General features: G+C 73.9%; 19 protein-coding genes. 1 reads left to right on the top strand and 18 read right to left on the bottom strand.

The window, feature by feature from the left end; all coding sequences use genetic code 11:
• Window positions 1-38 precede the first annotated feature (38 nt).
• Window positions 39-779, top strand: a complete 741-nt coding sequence (locus tag K7B10_RS41260) for a collagen-like domain-containing protein (protein ID WP_308284580.1) — start codon at window positions 39-41, stop codon at window positions 777-779.
• 70 nt (window positions 780-849) lie between these two features.
• Here K7B10_RS41260 and K7B10_RS14735 read toward each other — a convergent pair whose 3' ends face one another.
• The 18 genes from K7B10_RS14735 to K7B10_RS14650 form a co-directional block, all read right to left on the bottom strand.
• The gene (locus K7B10_RS14735; RefSeq protein ID WP_229336503.1) at window positions 850-2,124 is read right to left on the bottom strand and encodes a glycosyltransferase; all 1,275 of its coding nucleotides are present in this window, start codon (window positions 2,122-2,124) and stop codon (window positions 850-852) included.
• A gap of 177 nt (window positions 2,125-2,301) precedes the next feature.
• Complete coding sequence (locus K7B10_RS14730) at window positions 2,302-2,910, bottom strand: response regulator transcription factor (RefSeq protein WP_229336502.1); 609 nt, start codon at window positions 2,908-2,910, stop codon at window positions 2,302-2,304.
• Window positions 2,911-3,008: 98 nt separating this feature from the next.
• On the bottom strand, window positions 3,009-4,160 hold the full coding sequence (locus K7B10_RS14725) for a sensor histidine kinase (RefSeq protein ID WP_229336501.1): 1,152 nt from the start codon (window positions 4,158-4,160) through the stop codon (window positions 3,009-3,011).
• Window positions 4,161-4,337: 177 nt separating this feature from the next.
• A complete protein-coding gene (locus K7B10_RS14720; protein WP_229336500.1) occupies window positions 4,338-6,647 on the bottom strand; it encodes a TOMM precursor leader peptide-binding protein in 2,310 nt (769 codons plus the stop codon).
• A complete protein-coding gene (locus K7B10_RS14715; protein ID WP_229336499.1) occupies window positions 6,644-6,841 on the bottom strand; it encodes a hypothetical protein in 198 nt (65 codons plus the stop codon). The genes K7B10_RS14720 and K7B10_RS14715 overlap by 4 nt, the downstream gene beginning before the upstream one ends.
• Before the next feature lie 150 nt (window positions 6,842-6,991).
• Complete coding sequence (locus K7B10_RS14710) at window positions 6,992-8,194, bottom strand: cytochrome P450 family protein (protein ID WP_229345051.1); 1,203 nt, start codon at window positions 8,192-8,194, stop codon at window positions 6,992-6,994.
• A 124-nt stretch (window positions 8,195-8,318) separates the two neighbouring features.
• Complete coding sequence (locus K7B10_RS14705) at window positions 8,319-9,236, bottom strand: carboxymuconolactone decarboxylase family protein (protein WP_229336498.1); 918 nt, start codon at window positions 9,234-9,236, stop codon at window positions 8,319-8,321.
• Window positions 9,233-10,111, bottom strand: coding sequence for a class I SAM-dependent methyltransferase (locus K7B10_RS14700; protein WP_229336497.1), 879 nt, complete (start codon window positions 10,109-10,111; stop codon window positions 9,233-9,235). The genes K7B10_RS14705 and K7B10_RS14700 overlap by 4 nt, the downstream gene beginning before the upstream one ends.
• A complete protein-coding gene (locus K7B10_RS14695) occupies window positions 10,105-10,908 on the bottom strand; it encodes an alpha/beta fold hydrolase (RefSeq protein ID WP_229336496.1) in 804 nt (267 codons plus the stop codon). The genes K7B10_RS14700 and K7B10_RS14695 overlap by 7 nt, the downstream gene beginning before the upstream one ends.
• Window positions 10,905-11,561, bottom strand: a complete 657-nt coding sequence (locus tag K7B10_RS14690) for a LysR substrate-binding domain-containing protein (protein WP_229336495.1) — start codon at window positions 11,559-11,561, stop codon at window positions 10,905-10,907. The genes K7B10_RS14695 and K7B10_RS14690 overlap by 4 nt, the downstream gene beginning before the upstream one ends.
• Before the next feature lies 1 nt (window position 11,562).
• Window positions 11,563-12,306 carry a DUF6182 family protein gene (locus K7B10_RS14685; protein WP_229336494.1) on the bottom strand — a complete coding sequence of 248 codons (744 nt, stop codon included), beginning with the start codon at window positions 12,304-12,306 and terminating at the stop codon, window positions 11,563-11,565.
• On the bottom strand, window positions 12,303-13,445 hold the full coding sequence (locus K7B10_RS14680) for a hypothetical protein (RefSeq protein WP_229336493.1): 1,143 nt from the start codon (window positions 13,443-13,445) through the stop codon (window positions 12,303-12,305). The genes K7B10_RS14685 and K7B10_RS14680 overlap by 4 nt, the downstream gene beginning before the upstream one ends.
• Window positions 13,442-14,917, bottom strand: coding sequence for an FAD-dependent monooxygenase (locus K7B10_RS14675; protein WP_229336492.1), 1,476 nt, complete (start codon window positions 14,915-14,917; stop codon window positions 13,442-13,444). Before K7B10_RS14675 ends, K7B10_RS14680 begins: the two co-directional genes overlap by 4 nt.
• Before the next feature lie 2 nt (window positions 14,918-14,919).
• Window positions 14,920-15,774, bottom strand: coding sequence for a class I SAM-dependent methyltransferase (locus tag K7B10_RS14670; protein WP_229336491.1), 855 nt, complete (start codon window positions 15,772-15,774; stop codon window positions 14,920-14,922).
• 73 nt (window positions 15,775-15,847) lie between these two features.
• Window positions 15,848-17,575, bottom strand: coding sequence for a GH3 family acyl-acid amido synthetase (locus K7B10_RS14665; RefSeq protein WP_229336490.1), 1,728 nt, complete (start codon window positions 17,573-17,575; stop codon window positions 15,848-15,850).
• Window positions 17,572-18,201: a hypothetical protein gene (locus K7B10_RS14660; protein ID WP_229336489.1), complete on the bottom strand. Its 630-nt coding sequence runs from the start codon at window positions 18,199-18,201 to the stop codon at window positions 17,572-17,574. Before K7B10_RS14660 ends, K7B10_RS14665 begins: the two co-directional genes overlap by 4 nt.
• Window positions 18,198-18,929 carry an HAD family hydrolase gene (locus tag K7B10_RS14655; RefSeq protein ID WP_229336488.1) on the bottom strand — a complete coding sequence of 244 codons (732 nt, stop codon included), beginning with the start codon at window positions 18,927-18,929 and terminating at the stop codon, window positions 18,198-18,200. The genes K7B10_RS14660 and K7B10_RS14655 overlap by 4 nt, the downstream gene beginning before the upstream one ends.
• Window positions 18,926-19,780: an AfsA-related hotdog domain-containing protein gene (locus K7B10_RS14650; protein WP_229336487.1), complete on the bottom strand. Its 855-nt coding sequence runs from the start codon at window positions 19,778-19,780 to the stop codon at window positions 18,926-18,928. The genes K7B10_RS14655 and K7B10_RS14650 overlap by 4 nt, the downstream gene beginning before the upstream one ends.
• Between the last annotated feature and the right edge of the window lie 35 nt (window positions 19,781-19,815).

Below are 19,815 nucleotides of genomic sequence, written 5' to 3'. Positions count from 1 at the left end.
TGGGCGTGACCCCTCCAAGTCCTGTGAGGACGGTTCTCTTGAGTCATCGAACGATCCGAACCAGACGTCTGAAGTCCGCCACCATGGTCGGGGCCGGTGTGCTGGCCGTGGCGCTCAACGTCGTCCCGACGACGACGGCCATCGCCGACGCGATCCACCGCTCCGGCGCCGACAGCGCCGTGGCACTGCCCGGCCCCGCCGGCGTCGTCACGGGCGGTGACCACGGCGGCAAGGGCCGTGGCCCGCAGGGCCCGCAGGGCAGGCCGGGCCGGCCCGGCCACCCGGGCCGACCGGGCGTCCAGGGCCCCCAGGGGTACCAGGGAGTCCAGGGTGAGCAGGGGAACCAGGGCTCCCAGGGCAACCAGGGCAACCAGGGTTTCCAGGGCAACCAGGGCTATCAGGGTTTCCAGGGCAACCAGGGCAATCAGGGTTTCCAGGGCAACCAGGGGTTCCAGGGCAACCAGGGCAACCAGGGGTTCCAGGGTTTCCAGGGCAACCAGGGTTTCCAGGGCAACCAGGGGTTCCAGGGCAACCAGGGTTTCCAGGGTGAGACGGGCACGGTGACCACGTACGTCAACGTCTCCGACCCCACCAACGGCACGGCGACCGTCTTCTGCAACGCCGGTGACCAGGCCACCGGCGGCGGCTTCCAGACCAACAACGGCATCGTGCACCAAAGCCAGCCCGTCGCACCCAACGGGTGGCAGGCCACGACCGTCACGATCGGAGCCAGCCAGCCGATCGCCGCCTACGTGGTGTGCGTCGACACGACGCCGTAACTTCCCTGACGGAACGCCGGCGCCCCGGGGCGGAAGCCCCGGGGCGCCGGCGTTCGCCTGCCGCACGCACCTACACCAGCAGCGGTCCGCCGCACCGCGCGGCGCCCTCCTTCATCGCGATGAGGTTGGCCACCACGTACGAGATGTCGTTCCTCGAGTGCCACTCGCTCGGGAAGTACGTGACCAGCCTCGACGACTGGAACTTGGCCTCGATCGTCGGGACGAAGGTGCGGTACTGATCGTCCGTGTAGTACCAGAACGAGTTCTCGTTGTAGTACGCGACGTGCGTCGGGTCCTGGTACGCCCCGCGCCCGTCCGAACTCGGCGTCATCGTCAGGAGCATGCCGCCGGGCGCCAGCAGCCGGTACAGCTCGTTGATCAGCGGCACCTTCGACGGCACGTGCTCCAGGAAGTCCACCGCCCGCATCAGGCCCACGGAACCGTCGGGCAGGTCCAGCTTCCCGGGCAGCGTCGCCACGATGTCGACGCCCTTCCCCGGGTACTGGTCCACGCCCAGGTAGCCGGGCGGCTTGCGGTGGGCCGCGCCGAGGTCCAGCGCGAGCAGCCCGCGCCGCTGGGTCCACGCCAGCGCGTTGGCCTCGATGTACTTGTCGTACAGGACGACCGTCTCACGCTGGATGTGCGCGTTGACCTCCGGGTCGCTCTGGGTGTTCGCGGAGTGCACCCGCTGGAGGTACAGGCAGCGGTCGATGTGGTGGAAGTCCCCGATGTGGAACAGGCGGCACATCAGGTCCTGGTCGTCCAGGACCGTCCGCGCGGCGTCGTACCCGCCGGCCTGCTCGTAGCTCTCCTTGCGGAACGCCCGTACGTGGTTGGGCGCGTACCAGATGTACGAGACGTTGTGCGGGGTCGGCGCCAGCGAGATGATCTGCTGCAGCTTGCGGCCGTCGACCTCCACCTCCTCGTACCGCCAGCCGCAGGATTCGTCCCAGCGGGTGTCGTCCCGGCTGCCGTCCTCGGCGATCTGCGCGGTGTTGCTGTAGACGAAGACGGCCTCGGGGTGCTCGTCGAAGGCCGTGCCCAGCTCGGCCAGGCAGGACTTCGCCAGCAGGTCGTCGTGGTCGAGTTCCACGAGGATCTCGCCGCGCGCGAGTTCGCAGGCCCTGCGCTTGGCCGCCCCGACACCCTGCACCTCGTCCGCGATCACCACGCGGACCCGGTCGTCGGGCCGCTCCGGCCGCCATCGGGCGCCGCTGTTGAGCAGGACGATCCACTCCCAGTCCGGACAGGTCTGCGCCTGCAGGGTCGCCAGGCACTCGTCGAGGAAACGGGGGCGGTGGCTGGGGGTGAATACGGAGAACCTCGGGGTCGCGGTCGACGTCATCTGGTGCTCCCGGCTGGGGTCGTTGCGGGGTTCGGCGCAAGAGCATTTGCCCGTACGGGACTTGCGGAGTCCCGGAACCGCTCCGCGTGCGCTTCGTTTGCCGCGACGTTACGAGAGCGCCCGGGCGATGCCGCCCCATGGCAGGCGGTCGGCGCCCAAGACCACTCGAATGTACGGTCAGACCAGCCAGCCGGCGTCGCGGGCTATGCGGATCGCGTCGACCCGGTTGCGGGCCTTCAGCTTCATCACGACCGTCGTCAGGTAGTTCCGTACGGTCCCGGTGGACAGGTGGAGCTCGCCGGCGATCTCGGCGGCCTCCGAGCCCTGGGCCGCCATGCGCAGCACCTCGGTCTCGCGGTCGGTCAGCGGGCTCTCCAGACCGTTCCAGGCGGCCACGGCCAGTTTGGAGTCGATGACCCGCTGGCCGGCGACCACCCGCCGGATGGCGCTGGCCAGTTCCTTCGGGGAGTCGTCCTTGAGGAGGTAGCCGGAGACCTGGGCCGCCAGGGCCCGGCGCAGTGTGCCGGGGCGGCCGAGGCTGGTGAGCATCAGCGTCCGGCACTCCGGGAGGCGTTCGTGGATCTGCACGGCGGCGCTCAGCCCGTCGAGCCCCGGGAGGTCGATGTCGATGATCGCGATGTCCGGCCGGACGTCGAGGGCGGCGGCCAGGATCTCGTCCCCGCGCGACAGCTCGCTGACGACCTCCAGGTCGTCCTCCAGGTCGAGCAGGGCGACGAGCGCACCGCGCACCATGTGCATGTCTTCGGCCAGCAGGATTCTGATCACCGTGACGAGCCCCCCGTCCGCGCGGTCGATCTTGTACTTGCGATCATAGCAACCGGCCCGGTCCGGCGGCCGGTTGGCGGCCGGTGCGAGCCGTCACCTCAGGCGACGAGCCAGCTGCGCCCGTCCTCCGCCGGCTCGTCCGACTCGTCGAGGTCGGGGTCGACGTCCCCGTGCGCGGGAACCTGCGCGACCAGCCGGAAAAGGGTGCCGGGACCCCGTTCGACCGTCAGCTCCCCGCCCACCGCCCGCACGCGCAGCCCCAGGTTCCCCAGGCCGCTGCCGCTGTGCGGCGAGGTGTCGCGGTAGCCCTCGGTGACGCCGTCGTTGGTGACCGACAGCGTCATCAGGCCGTCCTCCTCGACCGCGGTGATCTCGCAGTGCACGGCCCGGCTGTGGCGCAGCACGTTGGTGACGGCCTCCCGCAGCACGGTGGCGAGCACCGTGTCCACCGGCGAACTGACCTCTCCCATGCGGATGTCGGTCACCGCGTCGACCTCGGCCGCCCCCAGTACCGACTTGGCCGAGGCGATCTCCTCCTCCAGCGACATGTCCCGGTACCCGCTGGCCACCCGCCGCACGTCGGCCAGCGACTGGCGGGAGATGGCCAGGACGTCCTCGATCTCGTCCATGGCCCGGGCCGGGTGCGCCGGGATCAGGCGGTGGATGAGCTCGCCCTTGAGCTGGATCGCGGAGAGGCTGTACCCCAGCAGGTCGTGCAGATCGCGGGCGAAGCGCAGCCGTTCGCGGGTGACCGCGGCGCGGGTGAGTTCGCCGCGGCTCTCGTGCAGGACGCGGACCAGCTCCGACAGCCGGGTCAGACCGAAGGTGACCAGCCCGGTCAGGAGGGTCGTCTGCACCAGGTAGACGCTGTCGAGTAGGGGCCGCCCCTCCAGCAGCGGGGGCACCAGCATGCTGACGCCCACGGAGCCGTACAGGATCCAGCCCGGCCGCGGGGGCAGGAGCAGCAGCAGGGAGCCGGCGAGGAAGCCCGCCATGGCGCCCCACTGCGACTTCAGGGCGATGAGCGGCAGGTAGGTGAAGGCGGCCTGGGAGCCGAGGGTCAGGGCCCGGCGGCCGGCCGGGACGCGCTGCGTGCTCGTACGGGAGTGCAGGAGCTGGAGGGCGAAGACCGCGCCGAGGCATCCGAAGGCGGCTGCCAGGGCCGGCCCTTGGACTCCGGCGCTGAGGATGTTCAGGGCGGTGATGCCCACGTAGCAGAGGAGTGCGGCGATGAGGATGACCTGGGCCATCCGGGGTGCGGGTAAGTCCCGGCTCCGTCGCAGAATGCCCTCGACCAGGACCGCCTCCGACGGTCCATCCGAGGACTTGAGGCGGCCAGGCATGTCAATCCCCCTTAAGCGTTCCTCTGTTACACGCCAGGTGTGAGCATAGGGGAGGGGCGTGGGCAAGGGGCGCGAATCGTTCCCTCATACGAACAGCGGGACCGGGTTGAGCTGGTCGTACGGTGTGGGTTCGGCCAGTCGGCCGAGGCGCACGGGGACGTCGAAGAGCCGGCCCGGGCCGTACCTCGCCCAGAAATGACGCAGTCCCGGTACGACCACTTTCGTCACGGGAAGTCCGAGGTCAGGTCGGCTCTGGTCGAGTACGAGCAGGTCCATACCTTTACCCCGGACCAGCTCGGTGATCACGCGTACGTCGTCGAGCAGATCGGTGCCCCGGGCCGACGGCCAGTGGCCCGGCGTGCGGGTCTGCGCCCTCGGATCGGCCGCCAGATATGGCTGGTTGGCGACGGTGGCCCGCTGCCACCAGGACAGCGGCTCCGGGTCCGTGATCCGGTATCCGCGGCCGTCCCGCCGTACGTCGCCGACGGCGGGCAGCAGCTGGCCCAGCTCCGACAGCGCCCGGCACAGGGCCACCCGCGGGTCGAAGTGCGCGCCGAAGCCGAAGATCACGTCCTCGGCGGGTTTGTCGGTCCGCCGGGACAGCGCAGCGAACACCGGGATCCCCAGGTCGGAGGTGAGGTCGAGGGCCCACACCTCCCGGTTCACCCGGCGCATGCCGTGGCGGATCCGCTCCACCCACTCGTCCTCGAAGGCCCCCAGGTCCACACCGGGCTGACGGGTGCGGTTGTACCACCACAGGGCCACCGCGTCCCGCTCGACCAGCTCCAGGAAGCCCTGCACCAACGCGTCCTCGGGGCTGCTGCCCGCCGCGTTCCCGTTGGAGTCGGCCCAGGGCTCGTCCGCGGCGGGGTCCGTCCCCCGCCCGAAGTACAGCATCGAGGTGGGGAGCAGCCGCCGGCGGCCCTCGGTGAGCGACCACACCGGGGTCCAGTCGGTCGGCCGGCTCTCGTCGAACGGCGCCGGCACGTGGTGGAAGCGGGAGTGCCGCGCGTTCCACAGCTCCCGCTCCGCGAACTGGCGGCGGCCGTACAGCTGGCAGTCGTTGGGGTGCACGGCCACCCCGCCCAGGCCGCGCAGCGAGTCGCGGACCACCGGCTCGTCGCCGTGCCGCGTCCCGCTGTAGCGCTCGACCGCCTCGCACAGCGCGCTCGTACGGGCTTCCTCGGCGGTACGGCCCTTGCCGCCGCTGAGCGCGCGCAAGCCCGAGCTGAGACCGGCGAACGACGACGACTCCATCGCCAGGTTGTGCCCGGAGGTGTACGCGTGGACGAAGTCCGGTGCTCCGGAGGCCTGCCGGATCTCCTTGACCACCCCGGTCACCGGATCCACGAGGTGCCCGTACGCACGCAGCATCTGCGCCGGGGTCAGGGCGCGGTCCCCGCCCCCGGTCGCTGCGGCCTTGGGCCGGGACACGGGGACGAAGGGGGCGCCGACCCGGCGGACCACCAGCCCGGGGTCCCCGCAGGCCGCGCACTGCGGGAGCCGGGCCACCGGGTGACTGGAGGTGCGCAGGCGCAGGGTGTCGAAGGCAAGGATGTGGGCCTGCTCGGGACGGCGCAGCCCGGCCAGCCACTTGGCGGCCTCCAGGACGGCGAGGTTCACCGCGAGCGCCGTGCCCGCCGCCAGCCCGGCGGGCGGCCGCGGCACGGGGCCGTCGAGGCCGAGCGCGCGCCGCACCGGCACCTCGGAATGCCGGTGACCGCGCAGCCGTACGGCCAGACAGTGCCAGCAGGGGCCGGAGCCGGGCCGGAAGAACGGGCCCACCCAGGGGTCCGTCCCGCACAGCTTGACCGGCACCCAGGGCCGGCCCGCGGCCCGGAGGCGGGCGTCCACGGCGGCCAGCCCGGGGGAGAGGTAGTCCTCGCACAGGACGAGGACCAGATCGGCGGCGAGGGGGTCCGCGGCGACCGCGATGCCCGACTCCCGGCAGGCCTCCGCCACCGGGCGCGGTTCCAGGCCGGGCAGCGCCTCGATCGCGACGCAGGCCCGGGCCAGCCCGGCGGCGGCCTCGCCGCCGTCCAGCCCCGCCAGGTCCCAGTACGCCTCGGCCTCGGCCTCCGCCGCCGGGGTGGTGGAGCGGATCAACCCGGCGTCGGCCAGGGAGAGGAGGGCCGCCTCGGCGTCCTCGGCACCCAGGGTCAGCGCGGCCTCCTGCCGGACCGCCAGGGCGGTCCGGGTGCCGTCGAGCAGCGGTACGAGGACCTCCGCCCCGCTCCCGCTCAAGGCGGTCACCCCGCGCCGGGACACCAGATAGGCGGCGTCGCCCGGGACGACCGTAGGCCGCAGATGGGACTTGAAACCCACCAGCGCCTCGGCGGGGGCCGACGGGGCCGGGGCCGGCACGGCCGGCCGCTCGCGCTCGGCCGTGCTCATGCCCCGAGCCCTCCGGCGATCGGCGCCGCCGGGCCCGTGAGCTGCGTCTGGCTGCAGACGGTGAACAGGGCGTACGCGGTGTCCGGCAGGGCGTCGAGGTTCTCGATCACCAGGCCCGGCTTCGAGGGGCGGACGGGTATCGGTACGGATCCGGTGCTGGGGCTGATACGGGCGTTGGCCGAAAGGCTGGTCATGGCGGTGGAGTTCCCTCTGCGTCGTCGTGGCGCGGGTCGGTCCGTTCACTGACGATTCTGCGAGGATCCGGTGATCGCGGGACAGTGCCCCGGTCACCAGCGCGAGGTGAAGTTTTCACATGGCGCGCTGCCGCCGGCACGGCTGGGCGTTCAGGTCCGCCAGCGGACGGGCAGCTGCCGGGGGCCGCGGATGAGGAGCCCGGCGCGCCAGGTGAGGTCACGGGGGTCGGCGTCCAGGGAGAGGACCGGACAGCGCGCCAGGAGCGCGGTGACGGCCGTACGGGCCTGCAGGCGGGCCAGCGGGGCTCCCAGACAGTAGTGGATGCCGTGGCCGAAGGCGATGTGCCCGCCCGCGGACCGGTGGATGTCGAAGCGGTCCGGGTCGGGGAAGCGCGCGGGGTCCCGGCCGGCGCCGGCGAGCGAGACCAGCACCAGTTCGCCGCCTCCGGGTATCGGGGTCCCGGCGATCTCCACGGGCCCGGTGGTGAACCGGTACGTGGTGGTCTCGACCGGTCCCTCGTACCGCAGCACCTCCTCCACGGCGCCGTCGGCGAGCGAGGGATCGGCGCGCAGCGCGGCGAGCTGGCCGGGGTGCCGGAGGAGCGCGAGGACACCGCCGGAGATCAGCTGGACGGTGGTCTCGAAGCCGGTGACGAGCAGCAGCCAGGCCATGCCGATCAGTTCGTCGGGGGAGAGCCGGCCGCCGTCCTCGTCGGTGGCGCGGATCAGGGCGCTCATCAGGTCGCCCCGGGGCCGCTCGCGCATCTCGTCCGCCATGGCGACGAGATACCGGGTCATCGCCGCCGTGGCGGCGGTCCGGGTGGCCTGGTCGGGGCTGCTCAGGGCCTGTTCGGCCCAGTCGCGGAAGGCGGCGCGGTCGAGGGAGGGCACCCCCAGGAGTTCGCTGATGATGCCCATCGCCAGCGGGAACGCGAGGGCCTCGACGAGGTCGGCCGCCCCGGCCGGCCGCGCCAGCATGGCGTCGAGGAGCTCGCCGGTCAGGGTACGTACCCTCGGGGCGAGCGCCTCGACGCGGCGCGGGGTGAACTCCTTGGCCACCAGCTTGCGCAGCCGGGTGTGGTCGGGCGGGTTCGAACTCAGCAGGTTCTCGCCCGCGGAGAGCCGAGCCAGCGGCAGCGCCGGCGAGGCGTCCCGCCAGGACTTGGACAGGGAGGGCTCGGTGAGTGCGGAGCGGCAGGCCTCGTGGCCGACCACGAGCCAGGCCTCGGCGCCTTCCGGTACGCGGACGCGGTGCACCGGGCCCCGGGCGCGCAGCGCCGCGTACACCGGGTGGGGATTCCTGGTGAACTCCTCGCCGAGCGCCCCGAAGTCGGCCGCGATGCCGGCCCCGATGTCCGCCCCGATGTCCGCCCCGATGTCCGCCCCGATGTCCGCCCCGATGTCCGCCGTGATGTCCGTTCCCACGGATGAGCCCTCCTGCCGTCGTGCCGTCCGGTCGTCGCGGGTTCCCGTCGCCTCAGCGCACCGCCGCGTCCCGCTTCTCGAACACCTCCCGGGCCACCCCGATGGCGTTCAGCACCCGCGGGAACCCGGCGTACGGCACCACGTGGATCAGCGCCTCCACGATCTGCGCCGGACTCAGCCCGACGTTCAGGGCCGCGCCGATGTGCACGCGCAGCTGGGGGGCGGTGTCGCCGAAGGCCGTCAGGGCGGCGACGGTGACGAGCTGGCGCCGCCGAGGCGAGAGCCACGGGCGGTGGTAGACGTCGCCGAAGGTGAACTCGACGATGAACCGGCCGAGGTCCGGGGCGATGTCACGCAGCGACTCCACGACCTCCAGGCCGTGGCGCCCGTCGATCTCCACCAGCTTCTCGGTCCCGCGCTCGTAGCGGTCGCGGGTGTCGTGCATGACCCGGGGCTCGAAGGTGACGCCCCGGTCGGCGAAGACCTTCCTGGCGACGCCCATCGCGTTGAGCGCCCGGGGGAACCCCATGAACGGGACGATGTGGATCAGGGCCTCGACGACCTCCTGCGGCCGCACGCCGACGTGCAGCGCCGCGTCGATGTGGAAGTCCAGCTGCGGGGCGGTGTCCCCCTGGGCGGCGAGCGCGGCGACCGTCGACAGCTCCCGCTCGCGCAGGTCGAGCCCCGGCCGGGCGTAGACGTCCCCGTACGCGAACTCGACGACGTAGCGCCCGAGGTCCGGGGCGATGTCCCGCAGCGACTCGATCACGCCCGCCCCGCGCTCGCCCGAGGTCGCGTGCAGGACGGCCAGCCCGCGCTCGTAGCGGGAGCCGTCGCCGGAGGCGGCCGCGGCCGCGGCCGCGACGGGCGTCGGGTTCAGCAGGCCCTCGGCGATGCCGATGCCGACGAGGGCACCCCCGGTGAGCGTGGCGCGACGGGTCATCTCGGCGGTGCCGCGTGCGTCGTTCATGGTGTGTCGTCTCCATCCGTGTCCATCGATGCGAACGGCACCCTGCCGATCGCGATGACGTTCCCCTCGCTGACGTATCCGTCGGGGTCGCGCAGCGGGCCGGCCGGATCCTCGGGGTCGAGGAAGGGAGCCCAGTTCCCCGCGATGCCCTCGTCCGCCGCCTGCCGGGCGAAGCGCGCGCACGCGTTCGCGTAGAACCGGAGGGCGGCCGGGGCCAGCGGAGCGTGGTGTTCCATGAGGATCGTGCGCTGCGTCACGTCCGTCAGGCCCGCCGCGCGCAGCCGGCGGTACAGGTCACGGCCCCGGAGCAGCTGGCGGGCGTAGCCGGGGGAGGTGGCGGACGCCCGGAGGAAGTCGGTGATCAGGAACGGGTCCGCCGGGCGGACCGTGCTCAGCGAGCCGTCCACGTCCTTGACCGCGACGAGCCCGCCGGGCCTGGTGACCCGGCGCAGCTCCGCCAGCGCGCGCACCAGCTCCGCGTCGTCCAGGTACTGCGTGGTGTTCGAGCACCAGACGGCGTCGAACATGCCGTCCGCGTACGGCAGGTCGAGGACGCTGCCCTGCCGTGCCACCAGCGGTGCGGTGGCCGGGTGGTCCCGCAGCCGCCCGGCGGCGCGCTCGACGTTCTCCGGAGCCAGGTCGAGGGCCGAGACGCGGCCCCGCGCACCGACGAGCTCGCAGATCCGGGGCAGGAACGCACCGCTGCCGCAGCCCGCGTCCAGCACGTGCCACCCGGGCCGGATGCCGACCCCGTCCAGCGCGTCCCGGTAGTGCGCGGCGCAGGCCTCGAAGTGCGGGTCCACGATCTCCTCGTGGGTGAACGGAAGCCCGGTGGACGTCGCGTAACCCCATGCCGCGTGATCCGCCGTCAGCACGCCGCTGCCTCCGCTTCCGCCCGTACGAGGGCCTGCGCACCGGTGGTTTCCGCAGGGGCGAGCAGGCCCGAGAGGATCTCCGCCGTCGCCTCCGGTGCCTCCAGGGGAGCGAGGTGGCCGACCCCGGGAAGGACGACGAGCCGGCCGCGCGGCAGCGCCTGGGCCGTCCGGCAGGCCTCGTCCAGGGAGACGAGCTCGTCCTCGGCACCGATCACGACCACCGCGGGGACGTCCGCCGTCCGCAGGGTGGCCGTGGAGTCCGGACGGGCCGCGACGGCCCGCTGCGCCCAGGCGACGGAGCGCGGCCGCGCCGCCAGCGCCAGATCGGTCACCCGCGCCGTCAGGTGCGGGCGCCGGGCCCGCGTGGTGGCGCCCAGCAGGGACGGGGTGGTCGCGGCGACGAGCCCGGCGCGCGCCGAGTCGTCGAGGATCGCGTCGGCGAAGCGCAGGCGCCGGCCGGCCGCCTCGTCGGAGTCGGCCGTACTCCTGGCCGCCAGCAGGGCCAGCGCGCGGACGCGGTGCGGATGGCGGCGCAGGAACGCCATCGCCACGTAGCCGCCCATGGAGCAGCCGGCGAGGGCGACTTCGCCGATGCCCTGCCGGTCGAGCTCCCGGGCCAGGCCGTCGGCCACCGGATCGAGCGAGGGCGGCGAGCCGTGCGGCAGCGGCGCGGAGCCGAAACCGCACTGGTCGGGGGTGAGGACCCGGCGGCCCCCGGCGCGCAGGGCCCGGGCCGTCCCGTCCCACAGGGAGGAGTCGAGGGGCAGGGCGTGGAGGAGGACCAGGGGGAGGCTCATCGCAGCGCCGCCCGGCGTGCGTCGGCGACGAACCGCCGCACGTGCGCGGGCGGTGCGGCGCCCCGCAGCCAGGCGAACGCCACCGGTGAAGGCGGCAGATCGTGCACCGGAACCACCTTCACGTCCGGCGGGAGCACCGCGTCCAGGGACTGGAAGGAAAGGTGGATCGCGTACGTGCTCCTGAGCAGCTCCGTCATCGCGCTCAGCGTCGTCATGGCGTGGACGCGGCGGATCGGCCGGCCCGACGGGGTCCGCGGCGGCACCACCAGGTCCCAGACGTGCGCCGGAAAGTCCCCGGGGCACCGGAAACCCCCGTACTCCGCGACCTCCTCGACCGAGACCGAGGCCCGCCCGGCCAGCGGGTGGTGGGCCCCGACGAGGACGGCCCGCCCGTCGAAGCCGACCGGCCCGCTCACGGCGAGGTCCGGCTCCAGCGGGTCGTACTTGACGATCATGATGTCCGCGTCACCGGCCCGCAGCGGGCCGAACGGCTCGGTCACCTCGTACGGGACGTACTCCACCGATTCCGGCGCATGGCCGGCGGCCGCGACCAGGCGGGAGGCCAGGTGCGTCGAGCCGTGGACGCCCAGGCGGACGGTGCGCGGCGCGGTGGCCGTGGGGGCGGGGGCGGGGGTGGGGGTGGGGGTGGGCATTTCAGACCTCCGTGGTCAGTGCGGCGTAGGCCTGGAGTTCGTCCGGGCGGTGGACATCGGTGTCGACGCGCAACAGGGCGAGCTGCGCGCCCAGGCCCGTCAGGCGCGGTACGAACCGCAGCGTCAGGCGGTCCCCGGGACCGATCAGACCGTCCAGGACGGCCTCGGCGAGCAGGTGGTTGAGGTGCACGAGCGCCCCGGTGACCGACACCCTGGCGGTGGCGATGTACAGCTCGCGGTGGGCCGGGGGACGGGTGCCCGGACGGCCGGGCACGGTCACGGTGGCCGACCGCTGCGCGGTCAGCTCGTGCGCGGCCTCGAAGGCCTTGAGCAGCCGGCGCAGCGCGGCCGTCTCCGCGCCGGGCGCGGGCCCGGCCCAGGCCACCGAGTCGTCCCCGGCGACGTGGGCGAAGGCGAACCGCTCGCGGAGGTTGGCCGGGCTGCCGGCCAGATAGACGGTACGGGTGAACGAGCGCCGCCACGCCTCCCGTTCCCCGGGAGCCAGCGCGAGGGCGAAGGCGCAGGTCTCGCACACCCACCGGGGCAGGTCGAGCCGGCGGATGACGACCACGGCCAGCGCCTCGTCGGCCGGGGCGGTACGGGGCCCGTGGAGCCCGGCCCGGACGGTGCGCAGGGCCTGCGCACTGGACAGGTCGAGCCCGTCGGCCAGCTCGGGCCGGGCGGAGCGGACACGGTCCGCGGCCGACTTGAGCAGGGCCGCGGAGGACAGCGGGAAGGGGGTCACAGGAACACCGCCGAGAGCAGTGAGGGATCGGGGGCGGGGCGGCCCTTGCCGAGGAGCGAGCAGGCCAGCCGGTAGGGGTCGACGTACGCGTGGCCCCGCCGGTGCGGTTCCAGCGCGCCGGCCAGATCGCCCGCACCGGCGGCGGACCGCGAGCGCCTCAGGAGCCGGGCCGCCACGGTCAGGCAGTGCCGCAGCAGGTCGTGGCGGAAGGACTGCTGCTGCCCGGGTCCGAGGGTCGCGATGAAGTACAGGCGCATGCCGAGCCGCAGCGCGTCGTCGCCGTCGGCACCGGCGGCGGCGTCCGTCGCGTCGGAGGCCCGCAGCAGCGCGCCCGCCGTGTGGTCGCGCCAGCCGCCGTGCCGGGCCGAGGTGATCTTGCCCTCGATGGGCACCCGGCCGATGGGCACCCGGCGCACCGGCGGCCCCAGGCTGGTCAGCACGCGGTGCAGCAGCCGGTAGTCCGCGTCGAGCTCGCGGTCGTACAGCAGCACCACCTCGTCGTACCAGGGCACCAGCGGCAGCAGCTCGCGCAGGGCGCAGGCCAGGTAGTTGGGACGGCCGTCGGCGGTGACGATCCGGCGCAGCGGCATTCCGTACCGGGTGAGGTCCAGGTAGACGGGGCCCCCGCACTGCCGCTGGTCGAGGACCAGGCCCACGGTGCCCAGCCGTTCCACCATCTCCTCCAGGCCGAGGCCCGGCGGCTGGTGCTCGCGCAGGCCGGGGTCGTGCATCCCCAGCCGCTCGTAGTGACCGGCCCACAGCCGCAGCATCCGCTCGCTCGCCGGATGCACCCAGCCGCCGTGCTCGACGGCCTCCCGGTAGGGCCGCAGGACCTCGGCGCTCTGAGGCCGCCCCTCGGCGCGGTGGCGGACGTACAGCTCCCCGATCTCCTCCTCGGAGAGCTGCGTGTAGTCGGTCTCCCCGTGGGTGCGGTCGAGGTACTCCCAGAAACCGACGGTCTGTTCGGTGACGTGGTAGGTGGTGTGGCTGTAGCGGTACGTCACCGCGGCGAGCGGGGCGGTGGCCCGGAACATCACGTCGGTCCACAGCAGGCCCTTGAGGTGGCTGGGGGTCAGCGGTTTGGTGGGAGTGACGGTGACCGGAGCCAGCAGGACGTTCTTCCGGGGCGGCACGTTCATCCTTCCTCCTGGTCCGGGGCGTGGGCGGTGACGGTCCGACGGAGTCCGGCGTACGTCGGTGGCCGTGGGCCGGCGGGCGCCGGGGTGCCCGGCGCCGCCGCCCGCACGCGGGCCAGGAACTCCGGGTCGGCGAAGACCTCGGCGGGGGCGGCGAGGCTCGTCCCGATCCGGGTGATGCCCCGCCACACGCGGCGGTCGCCGGCCGCGGCCGCGAGCGCGGCGTTCCAGACCGGCTCGGGCACGGGCGGCACGGGAGGTGCGGGCGGGTCCGGCTCGGTGACCGGGGGCGCTCCGGCCGCCGCCCGCCACCGTTCGGCGCGCAGCCGGGAGTCGTGCGCCCCCAGCTCGTACCAGGGGCGCAGGACGCGGTCGGCGAGGTCGGCGGCCGCCAGGCCCAACCACTCGTCCGCCACCGGGTCTTCCCCGATCAGGTCGGCCAGCCGGAAGGCGTGCGCGAGGGCGAGGGACAGGCCGCGGCCGAACATCGGATCGGTGACGCAGGCCGCGTCCCCGACCCGCAGCAGCCCGGCGACCGGACGCTGCCGGCCGGGCCCGGCGCCGCGCAGGATGTTCGGCGGCATCGCGATGGCCCGGACCGGTCCGAGCGGCCGCGCCGCGTCCTCCTCGACCCAGGCGGCCAGGTACGGCGAGAGGCGGCAGGCGGCGGTGAAGGCGGCGGGAGTGCGCAGGGCCGCCATCGCGCGGTCCCCGGGGAGCGCGCCGAAGGTGATGGCGAAGACGTCGTTGTCCGCCGGGTGCAGGACGGCGGAGTAGTGGTCCCAGATGCCGCCGGCCGCGTTGGCGCGGTTGAGCGGGCCCGGCGGCGGGCCGCCGGGGTCGCGCAGCCGGTAGAAGCGGCCGAAGGCGTGCAGCCGGCTGGGGCCGGTCAGATCGCCCGCCGCCGGGAAGCCCGCCGCGGCCAGCCAGGACCGGGACGCCGACCGGCGGCCGGAGGCGTCCACCACGAGGTCGGCGGGGACGCGCTCGCCACGGTCCGTGACGACGCCGGTCACGCGCCGCGTCGTCGGCCCGGACGGGGCCGTCAGCACCCCCGCGACCGTGGTGCGGTGGCTGACGGTCACGCGGGGCAGGGCCCGGACGGCCCGGTGCAGTACGAGGTCCAGGACACAGCGGCGGACGAGCAGCGTGACGAGCTCCTCGTCCCCCGGCTCCGCGGGACCCGGAGGCGCCGCGGTGGTGAGGTCGGCGAGCCGGGCCCCCTCCGCCAGCGCCGCGTCGAGCACGGCCGGGGCGTGGGAACGCAGCATGCGCACGCCGAGCGCGTTCAGGATGTGGTCGTGGCCGGCCTGGGGCACCGAGGGCCGCTCCCACACCTCGGCGCTCTTGACGACCGGCCCGTCCGGCGGGGGTTCGCTGCGCTCCAGCACCCGCACCCGGTGGCCGCGCGCGCCGAGCGCCAGGGCCAGGGCGAGGCCGGCGGTGCCGCCGCCCGCGATCACGGTGCTCGTCATGGTCAGCGACGCCTGCCGTGCACGAAGAACACCCGCCGTACGTCCGACACCGCGCGCGGCGGCACCGGGTCGGGCCACCGCCCGAAGTCGGCGCCGGGCTCGCCCGGCTGGACGGCCCGTACGTCGAACCCGTACTGCTCGAACAGGGCCTCCGGCTCGTCGGTGCCGAACACCCACGGGCATCCCCAGCCCGCGAACACGTCCAGCAGACCGCGCATGTGGGGCAGGGTCAGGGCGGCCCGGTTGACGATGTCGGCGGCGATCCGGCTGCCGGGCGCGCAGATCGCGGAGACCCGCTCCAGCATGCGGCGCGCGTCGGCCTCGGGTACGTAGTAGAGGAGCCCCTCCAGCAGCCACGCCGAAGGGACGGCGGGGTCGTAGCCGGAGGCGATGAGGCGGTCCTCCCAGTCGTCGGCCGTGAGGTCGACGGCGACCGTACGGTGGTCGACCCGGGGCTGCGCCCCCCGCAGGCGCCCGGCCTTGAAGTCGAGCACCGCCGGGCGGTCGACCTCGAAGTAGCGGATGTGCCCGGGCCACGGCAGCCGGTAGGCGCGCGAGTCCATGCCGGCCGGGGCCAGCACGAGCTGGGTGGTGCCCGGATCCCGGGCCGCCTCCTGGAGCAGGTCGTCGAAGAAGCGGGTGCGGATGGCGTTGTAGTCCGGGGTGCTGGGCAGGGTGCGCGGCCGGTCGGGCGGGAAGGTCGCCGCCCGGATCTCGGCGAGCAGCTCCGGGCCCGCCTCGCCGACCAGTCCGGCGGCGTACGGGTCCTCGTACAGCCGGTCCTCGCGGCGGGTCTCGGCGGCCCGCAGCGCGGCGGTGAGCAGGGCGGTCCGTTCGACGGGGTTGAGCACGGGCATGGTGGCTCCTTGTACGGGGGTGTGCCGGACGGCCGACGCGGGGCGGGGCAGGGGCGGGATCAGGCGAGCGGGATCAGGCGAGCGGGGTCCGGGTCAGGCGCCCCCAGAGGGCGTCGTCCTGCCGGAAGAGGCGGTCCTTGACCTGTGTCGGGCGGATGCCCGTGCCGACCGCCTCGTGCCAGTCGCGGTCGAACGCCTCGGCGTCCAGCAGGCGTACGGCGGGGGCGGCCAGCCGGCCGCCCGTCCTGGCCCGTGCGTACCCGGCGGACTGCGCCGCCAGGCAACGGTCCAGGGCGGCGGTGAAGCGCGCGGTCTCGGCCGTGTGCCAGGGGGTGCGCGGGGCGATCGCGAACACGTAGCGCGGAGCCCCGAGCTCCCCCGGGCCCGCCGGGCGCCCGGGGCCCGCCGGGCGCCCGGGGCCCGCCGGTTCGACCCGGCACGCCACGTTGCGCAGCGCGAGGCCGCCGGAGTCCAGGGCCGTGTGCAGGGCCCGGACCACCTCCGCGTCCCGCAGCCGCTCACCCGCGGCGTCGGACCGGACGCCCCGGCCCGCGTACTCCAGCCGCGGCACCCCGCCGGCCGTGTCGACGACCCGGACCACGTCACCGACGGCGTACCGGTACAGCCCGCCGACGTGGCTGAAGATCACGTGGTAGTCCCGGCCGGCTTCGAGCTCGTGCGGCAGCAGGGTGGCGGAGTCCGGGGCGAGATCCTGATCGGCGGGCACGAACTCGTACACCGAGGCCGACGCGACGAGGCTGCCCGCCGACGCGTGCCGGTCCAGCGCCACGCCGACCGGCCCCTCCGAGGCGGCCACCGGGGCCGGCAGGACCGTGACTCCGGAGCCGAACTCCTCCCGCAGGGCGGGCAGGTAGAGCGAGGCCACGCCGGTGGTCCAGCAGAAGACCGCCCGAAGCCGGGGCCACACCTGCGCGGGCCGCACGGTGCCGAAGTAATCCGCGAGGCGTCCGAGCTCGGCGGCCCGCCCCGGGTCCGGCGCCCGGTGCGGCAGACCGCCGAGGGTGCCGTCCCGGACCTCCTTCACGATCCGCGGCCACCACAGGTTCAGCTGGTACGGGACGGCGGCGACCATCGCGGGGTTGATGCCGATCAGCGCGCGCAGATCGCTCTGCACCGCCAGCCGCAGCCGCAGGTACGCCCGCTCCAGGTGGTCACCGGGCTCGGTCGGCACCGGGAGCGTCGCCCACGGCGCGCCCGTGCCGGGCTCGGCCGAGAGGGGTTCGCCGAAGCGGGCGCCGAAGTCCACCTGGCTGGCACCCGCATGGGGCCGGCCGTCGCCCGTGGTGGGCGGGGCGCCCAGCGGGTCGTGCTTGAGGTTGAGGACGGCGTCGGGCCGGTCCAGCACGTCGGGGAAGTGCTCGATCAGCGGGGCCCAGGCGGCGAAGTAGAACGGCATGAAGGCCGTCCGCATGAAGCGCGGGGTGACGGGCACCTTCTTGTGCGCTCCGGTGCTGCCGCTGCTGGTGAAGTAGACGGCGGGCGCGTCGGCCGACAGGAGGTTGCGCTCCCCGGCGGCCGTCCGCTCGATGAGGTCGGCGTGGTCGGCGTAGTCGCGTACGGGGACGGCCTCGCGGAAGTCGTCCACCGTCAGGACGCGGCCCAGCCCGTGCCGCCTGCCGAACAGCGTGGAGGCGTTGAAGCCCACCAGATCGGTGAGGACGCGCTGCTGCGCGCCGCGCAGGTCGGCGTGTTCGGCCGCCAGCCGCTCGCGCGCGGCGAACACGCGCTCGCGGTAGCGGCCGGTGTGGCCCGGGGCGTGCCAGACGGATTCGGTGTTCACGAGGTGAGCACCTCCCGTACGGCTTCGGCCGCCCGGTCGGCGTCGGGCTGCTGCGCCAGCACCGTGACCGGCAGCTCCCGCACCTCCTCGAGCATCAGCTTGCGCAGGTCCCGCTGGTAGCGCTCGAACTGGGGCCAGCTCCCGTCCTCCCCGTCGTACTCCAGGGAGTTCAGGCGTGCGCCGTCACCGCGGCGGCGCCAGGCGGACTCGGGCGAGACGTCGAGGAAGACCACCCCGCTGGGCTGCGGGAAGGAGCGCCACCAGCCGTACATCGCGCGGTTTCGGACCCCGGCCATCCGGCACTTCGCCAGGATCTTGTAGTAGTACGAGTCCACCAGCACCGGCACCCGCGGGTCCGCCTCCCGCACCTGGTCGCGGAGGTGGATCACGGCGGTCTGCAGCACGCCGGCCAGGAAGTCCGCGGAGTAGGCGGTGCCGAGCCCGGGCAGCAGGTGCTCGTGCACGTCCTGCCGCAACCTCGTGATCAGGGCGTGTTCGGGGGCGACGAACGCGCTGTCCGTCGAGACCATGTGCCACTCGGGCAGCATCGACACCAAGCGCCCCATGGCCGAGGACTTGCCGGCCCCGTCGGGACCGAGCAGTACGTGGAACCGGCGCCCGCTCATCGCGCGGCGATCGTCTCGGGGCGGAGGGCCGCCAGGTGCGCCCGCAGTTCGGGATCGTCGCCCACGGCCACGGGGTGCCCCACGAGTTCGAGCATCGGCAGGTCGGAGACGTGGTCCCCGTACGCGAAGCAGTCGCGCGGGTCGACGGCGGGCCGCGCCGCCAGATGGGCGAGCACCGCGGCGCGCTTGCCCTCGCCGATGACCGGAGTGCCGACCTCGCCGGTGTAGACGCCGTCCCGGATCAGCGGGCGGGTGCAGAGGACCGTTGCGGCGCCCAGCTCGCGCGCCAGCGGCTCCAGGAGGGGCGGGAACGAGCCCGAGACCAGGACCAGGGGCGCGCCGGCGGCCCGGTGGCCGCGCAGCGCCCGGCGCGTGGAGTCGATGTAGAAGCCGCGGGTGGAGGAGGTGCGTTCGGTGAACCAGTCGTCCGCCAGCCGCGTGACGGTGTCCACGGACTCGCCGGCGTAGTGGCTGTAGTAGAAGCGGTTGATCTCGGAGCGGGGGGCGCCGTCGGCGGCCCGCCGGGCGATGACCGCGGAGATCCGCTCGTACTCCTCCTCCCCGGCCGCGCCGTGCCGGCGCACGAGCCGGTAGTGGAGGAAGTCGAACATGCTCTTGACGGAGATCAGCGTCTCGTCGACGTCGCTGAAGACGATGTAGGGCCGGTTCGCCCCGGACAGGGAAGCCCAGACGTACTCGGTCATGTACCCGGGCATGTGATCGGTCATGACGTACGGACCTCCGCGCGCGCCGGAGCCGGGGCCTGAGCGGCGGCCGCCGCCGTGGCCAGCGCCACCCCGTCCTGGAGGGACCGCTGCGCCGCCCGCGTCTCCTTGGCGTGCGAGACCTGGGTGTCGAAGGCGGTGAACCGGACCTCCATGCCCGCGGTCTCCGACCCGCCCTGGCTCACGGAGAGTTCGCAGTGGAAGGTCATCCGGGTGCGGTGCGGGGTGCGGTGGGCGAGGACGCGGCACCGCACCACCGCGGGCAGCGGGAAGAGGAAGTTGCGGTACCGGGTCGCGAAGGAGTCGATGACGAAGTAGCTGCTCCCGACCGCCTCGTGCGGCAGGTAGAACTGCTCGGCCACCGCTATGAACATCTGCCGGCCGGCCTCGGTGGCCAGCATCCCCTGCATGTGCTGCCCGGTGAGGTGGTCGGACATCACCTCGTTGTCGCCGTCGACCAGCAGGTCCGCCTCGTACCAGTCGTCACCCACCGGACGGGGCGCGGAGATCAGCACGTTCTCGGAACGGTGCTTGTGGGCGATCTCCCGGCCGGCGCGGGTGTGCAGCGCCTGGTCGTCGATGACGACCAGGTCCGTCAGCCCGCGCCGGGCCAGGGTGTCGCGTACGTACTGGACGTCGAACAGGGAGACGCCCTGCCCCACGCTCACGCGGACCCCGCCGGCGTCGCCGGCGCTCTCGGGGAATGCCCCGTTCCTGATCAGACGGGCCAGCTGGGAGACGGTGAACACGCCCTCGTGGTGGGCGAACTCGGCGAACACGTCGCCCACGAGGAACAGCGTGCCGGGCTTGGCATCGGTGGCCTGGGGCGACTCGTGGGGCATGGGCACGGACATGGCTTTCGACCTTTCCTGTTCGGGTGGTGGAGGGG

The organism is Streptomyces flavotricini (assembly GCF_020639365.1).
GTDB classification, from domain to species: Bacteria; Actinomycetota; Actinomycetes; order Streptomycetales; family Streptomycetaceae; genus Streptomyces; species Streptomyces flavotricini.
This window is presented reverse-complemented; position numbering and strand designations above follow the sequence as displayed.

What these genes read in the sequence shown, in the direction of transcription:
- K7B10_RS14670 (WP_229336491.1), bottom strand. Translation starts at nt 15,774, where the DNA reads ATGCCCGTGCTCAACCCCGTCGAACGGACCGCCCTGCTCACCGCCGCG.
- K7B10_RS14695 (WP_229336496.1), bottom strand. Translation starts at nt 10,908, where the DNA reads ATGAGCCTCCCCCTGGTCCTCCTCCACGCCCTGCCCCTCGACTCCTCC.
- K7B10_RS14660 (WP_229336489.1), bottom strand. Translation starts at nt 18,201, where the DNA reads ATGAGCGGGCGCCGGTTCCACGTACTGCTCGGTCCCGACGGGGCCGGC.
- K7B10_RS14725 (WP_229336501.1), bottom strand. Translation starts at nt 4,160, where the DNA reads ATGGCCCAGGTCATCCTCATCGCCGCACTCCTCTGCTACGTGGGCATC.
- K7B10_RS14735 (WP_229336503.1), bottom strand. Translation starts at nt 2,124, where the DNA reads ATGACGTCGACCGCGACCCCGAGGTTCTCCGTATTCACCCCCAGCCAC.
- K7B10_RS14690 (WP_229336495.1), bottom strand. Translation starts at nt 11,561, where the DNA reads ATGCCCACCCCCACCCCCACCCCCGCCCCCGCCCCCACGGCCACCGCG.
- K7B10_RS14715 (WP_229336499.1), bottom strand. Translation starts at nt 6,841, where the DNA reads ATGACCAGCCTTTCGGCCAACGCCCGTATCAGCCCCAGCACCGGATCC.
- K7B10_RS14675 (WP_229336492.1), bottom strand. Translation starts at nt 14,917, where the DNA reads ATGACGAGCACCGTGATCGCGGGCGGCGGCACCGCCGGCCTCGCCCTG.
- K7B10_RS14680 (WP_229336493.1), bottom strand. Translation starts at nt 13,445, where the DNA reads ATGAACGTGCCGCCCCGGAAGAACGTCCTGCTGGCTCCGGTCACCGTC.
- K7B10_RS14650 (WP_229336487.1), bottom strand. Translation starts at nt 19,780, where the DNA reads ATGTCCGTGCCCATGCCCCACGAGTCGCCCCAGGCCACCGATGCCAAG.
- K7B10_RS14720 (WP_229336500.1), bottom strand. Translation starts at nt 6,647, where the DNA reads ATGAGCACGGCCGAGCGCGAGCGGCCGGCCGTGCCGGCCCCGGCCCCG.
- K7B10_RS14705 (WP_229336498.1), bottom strand. Translation starts at nt 9,236, where the DNA reads ATGAACGACGCACGCGGCACCGCCGAGATGACCCGTCGCGCCACGCTC.
- K7B10_RS14655 (WP_229336488.1), bottom strand. Translation starts at nt 18,929, where the DNA reads ATGACCGATCACATGCCCGGGTACATGACCGAGTACGTCTGGGCTTCC.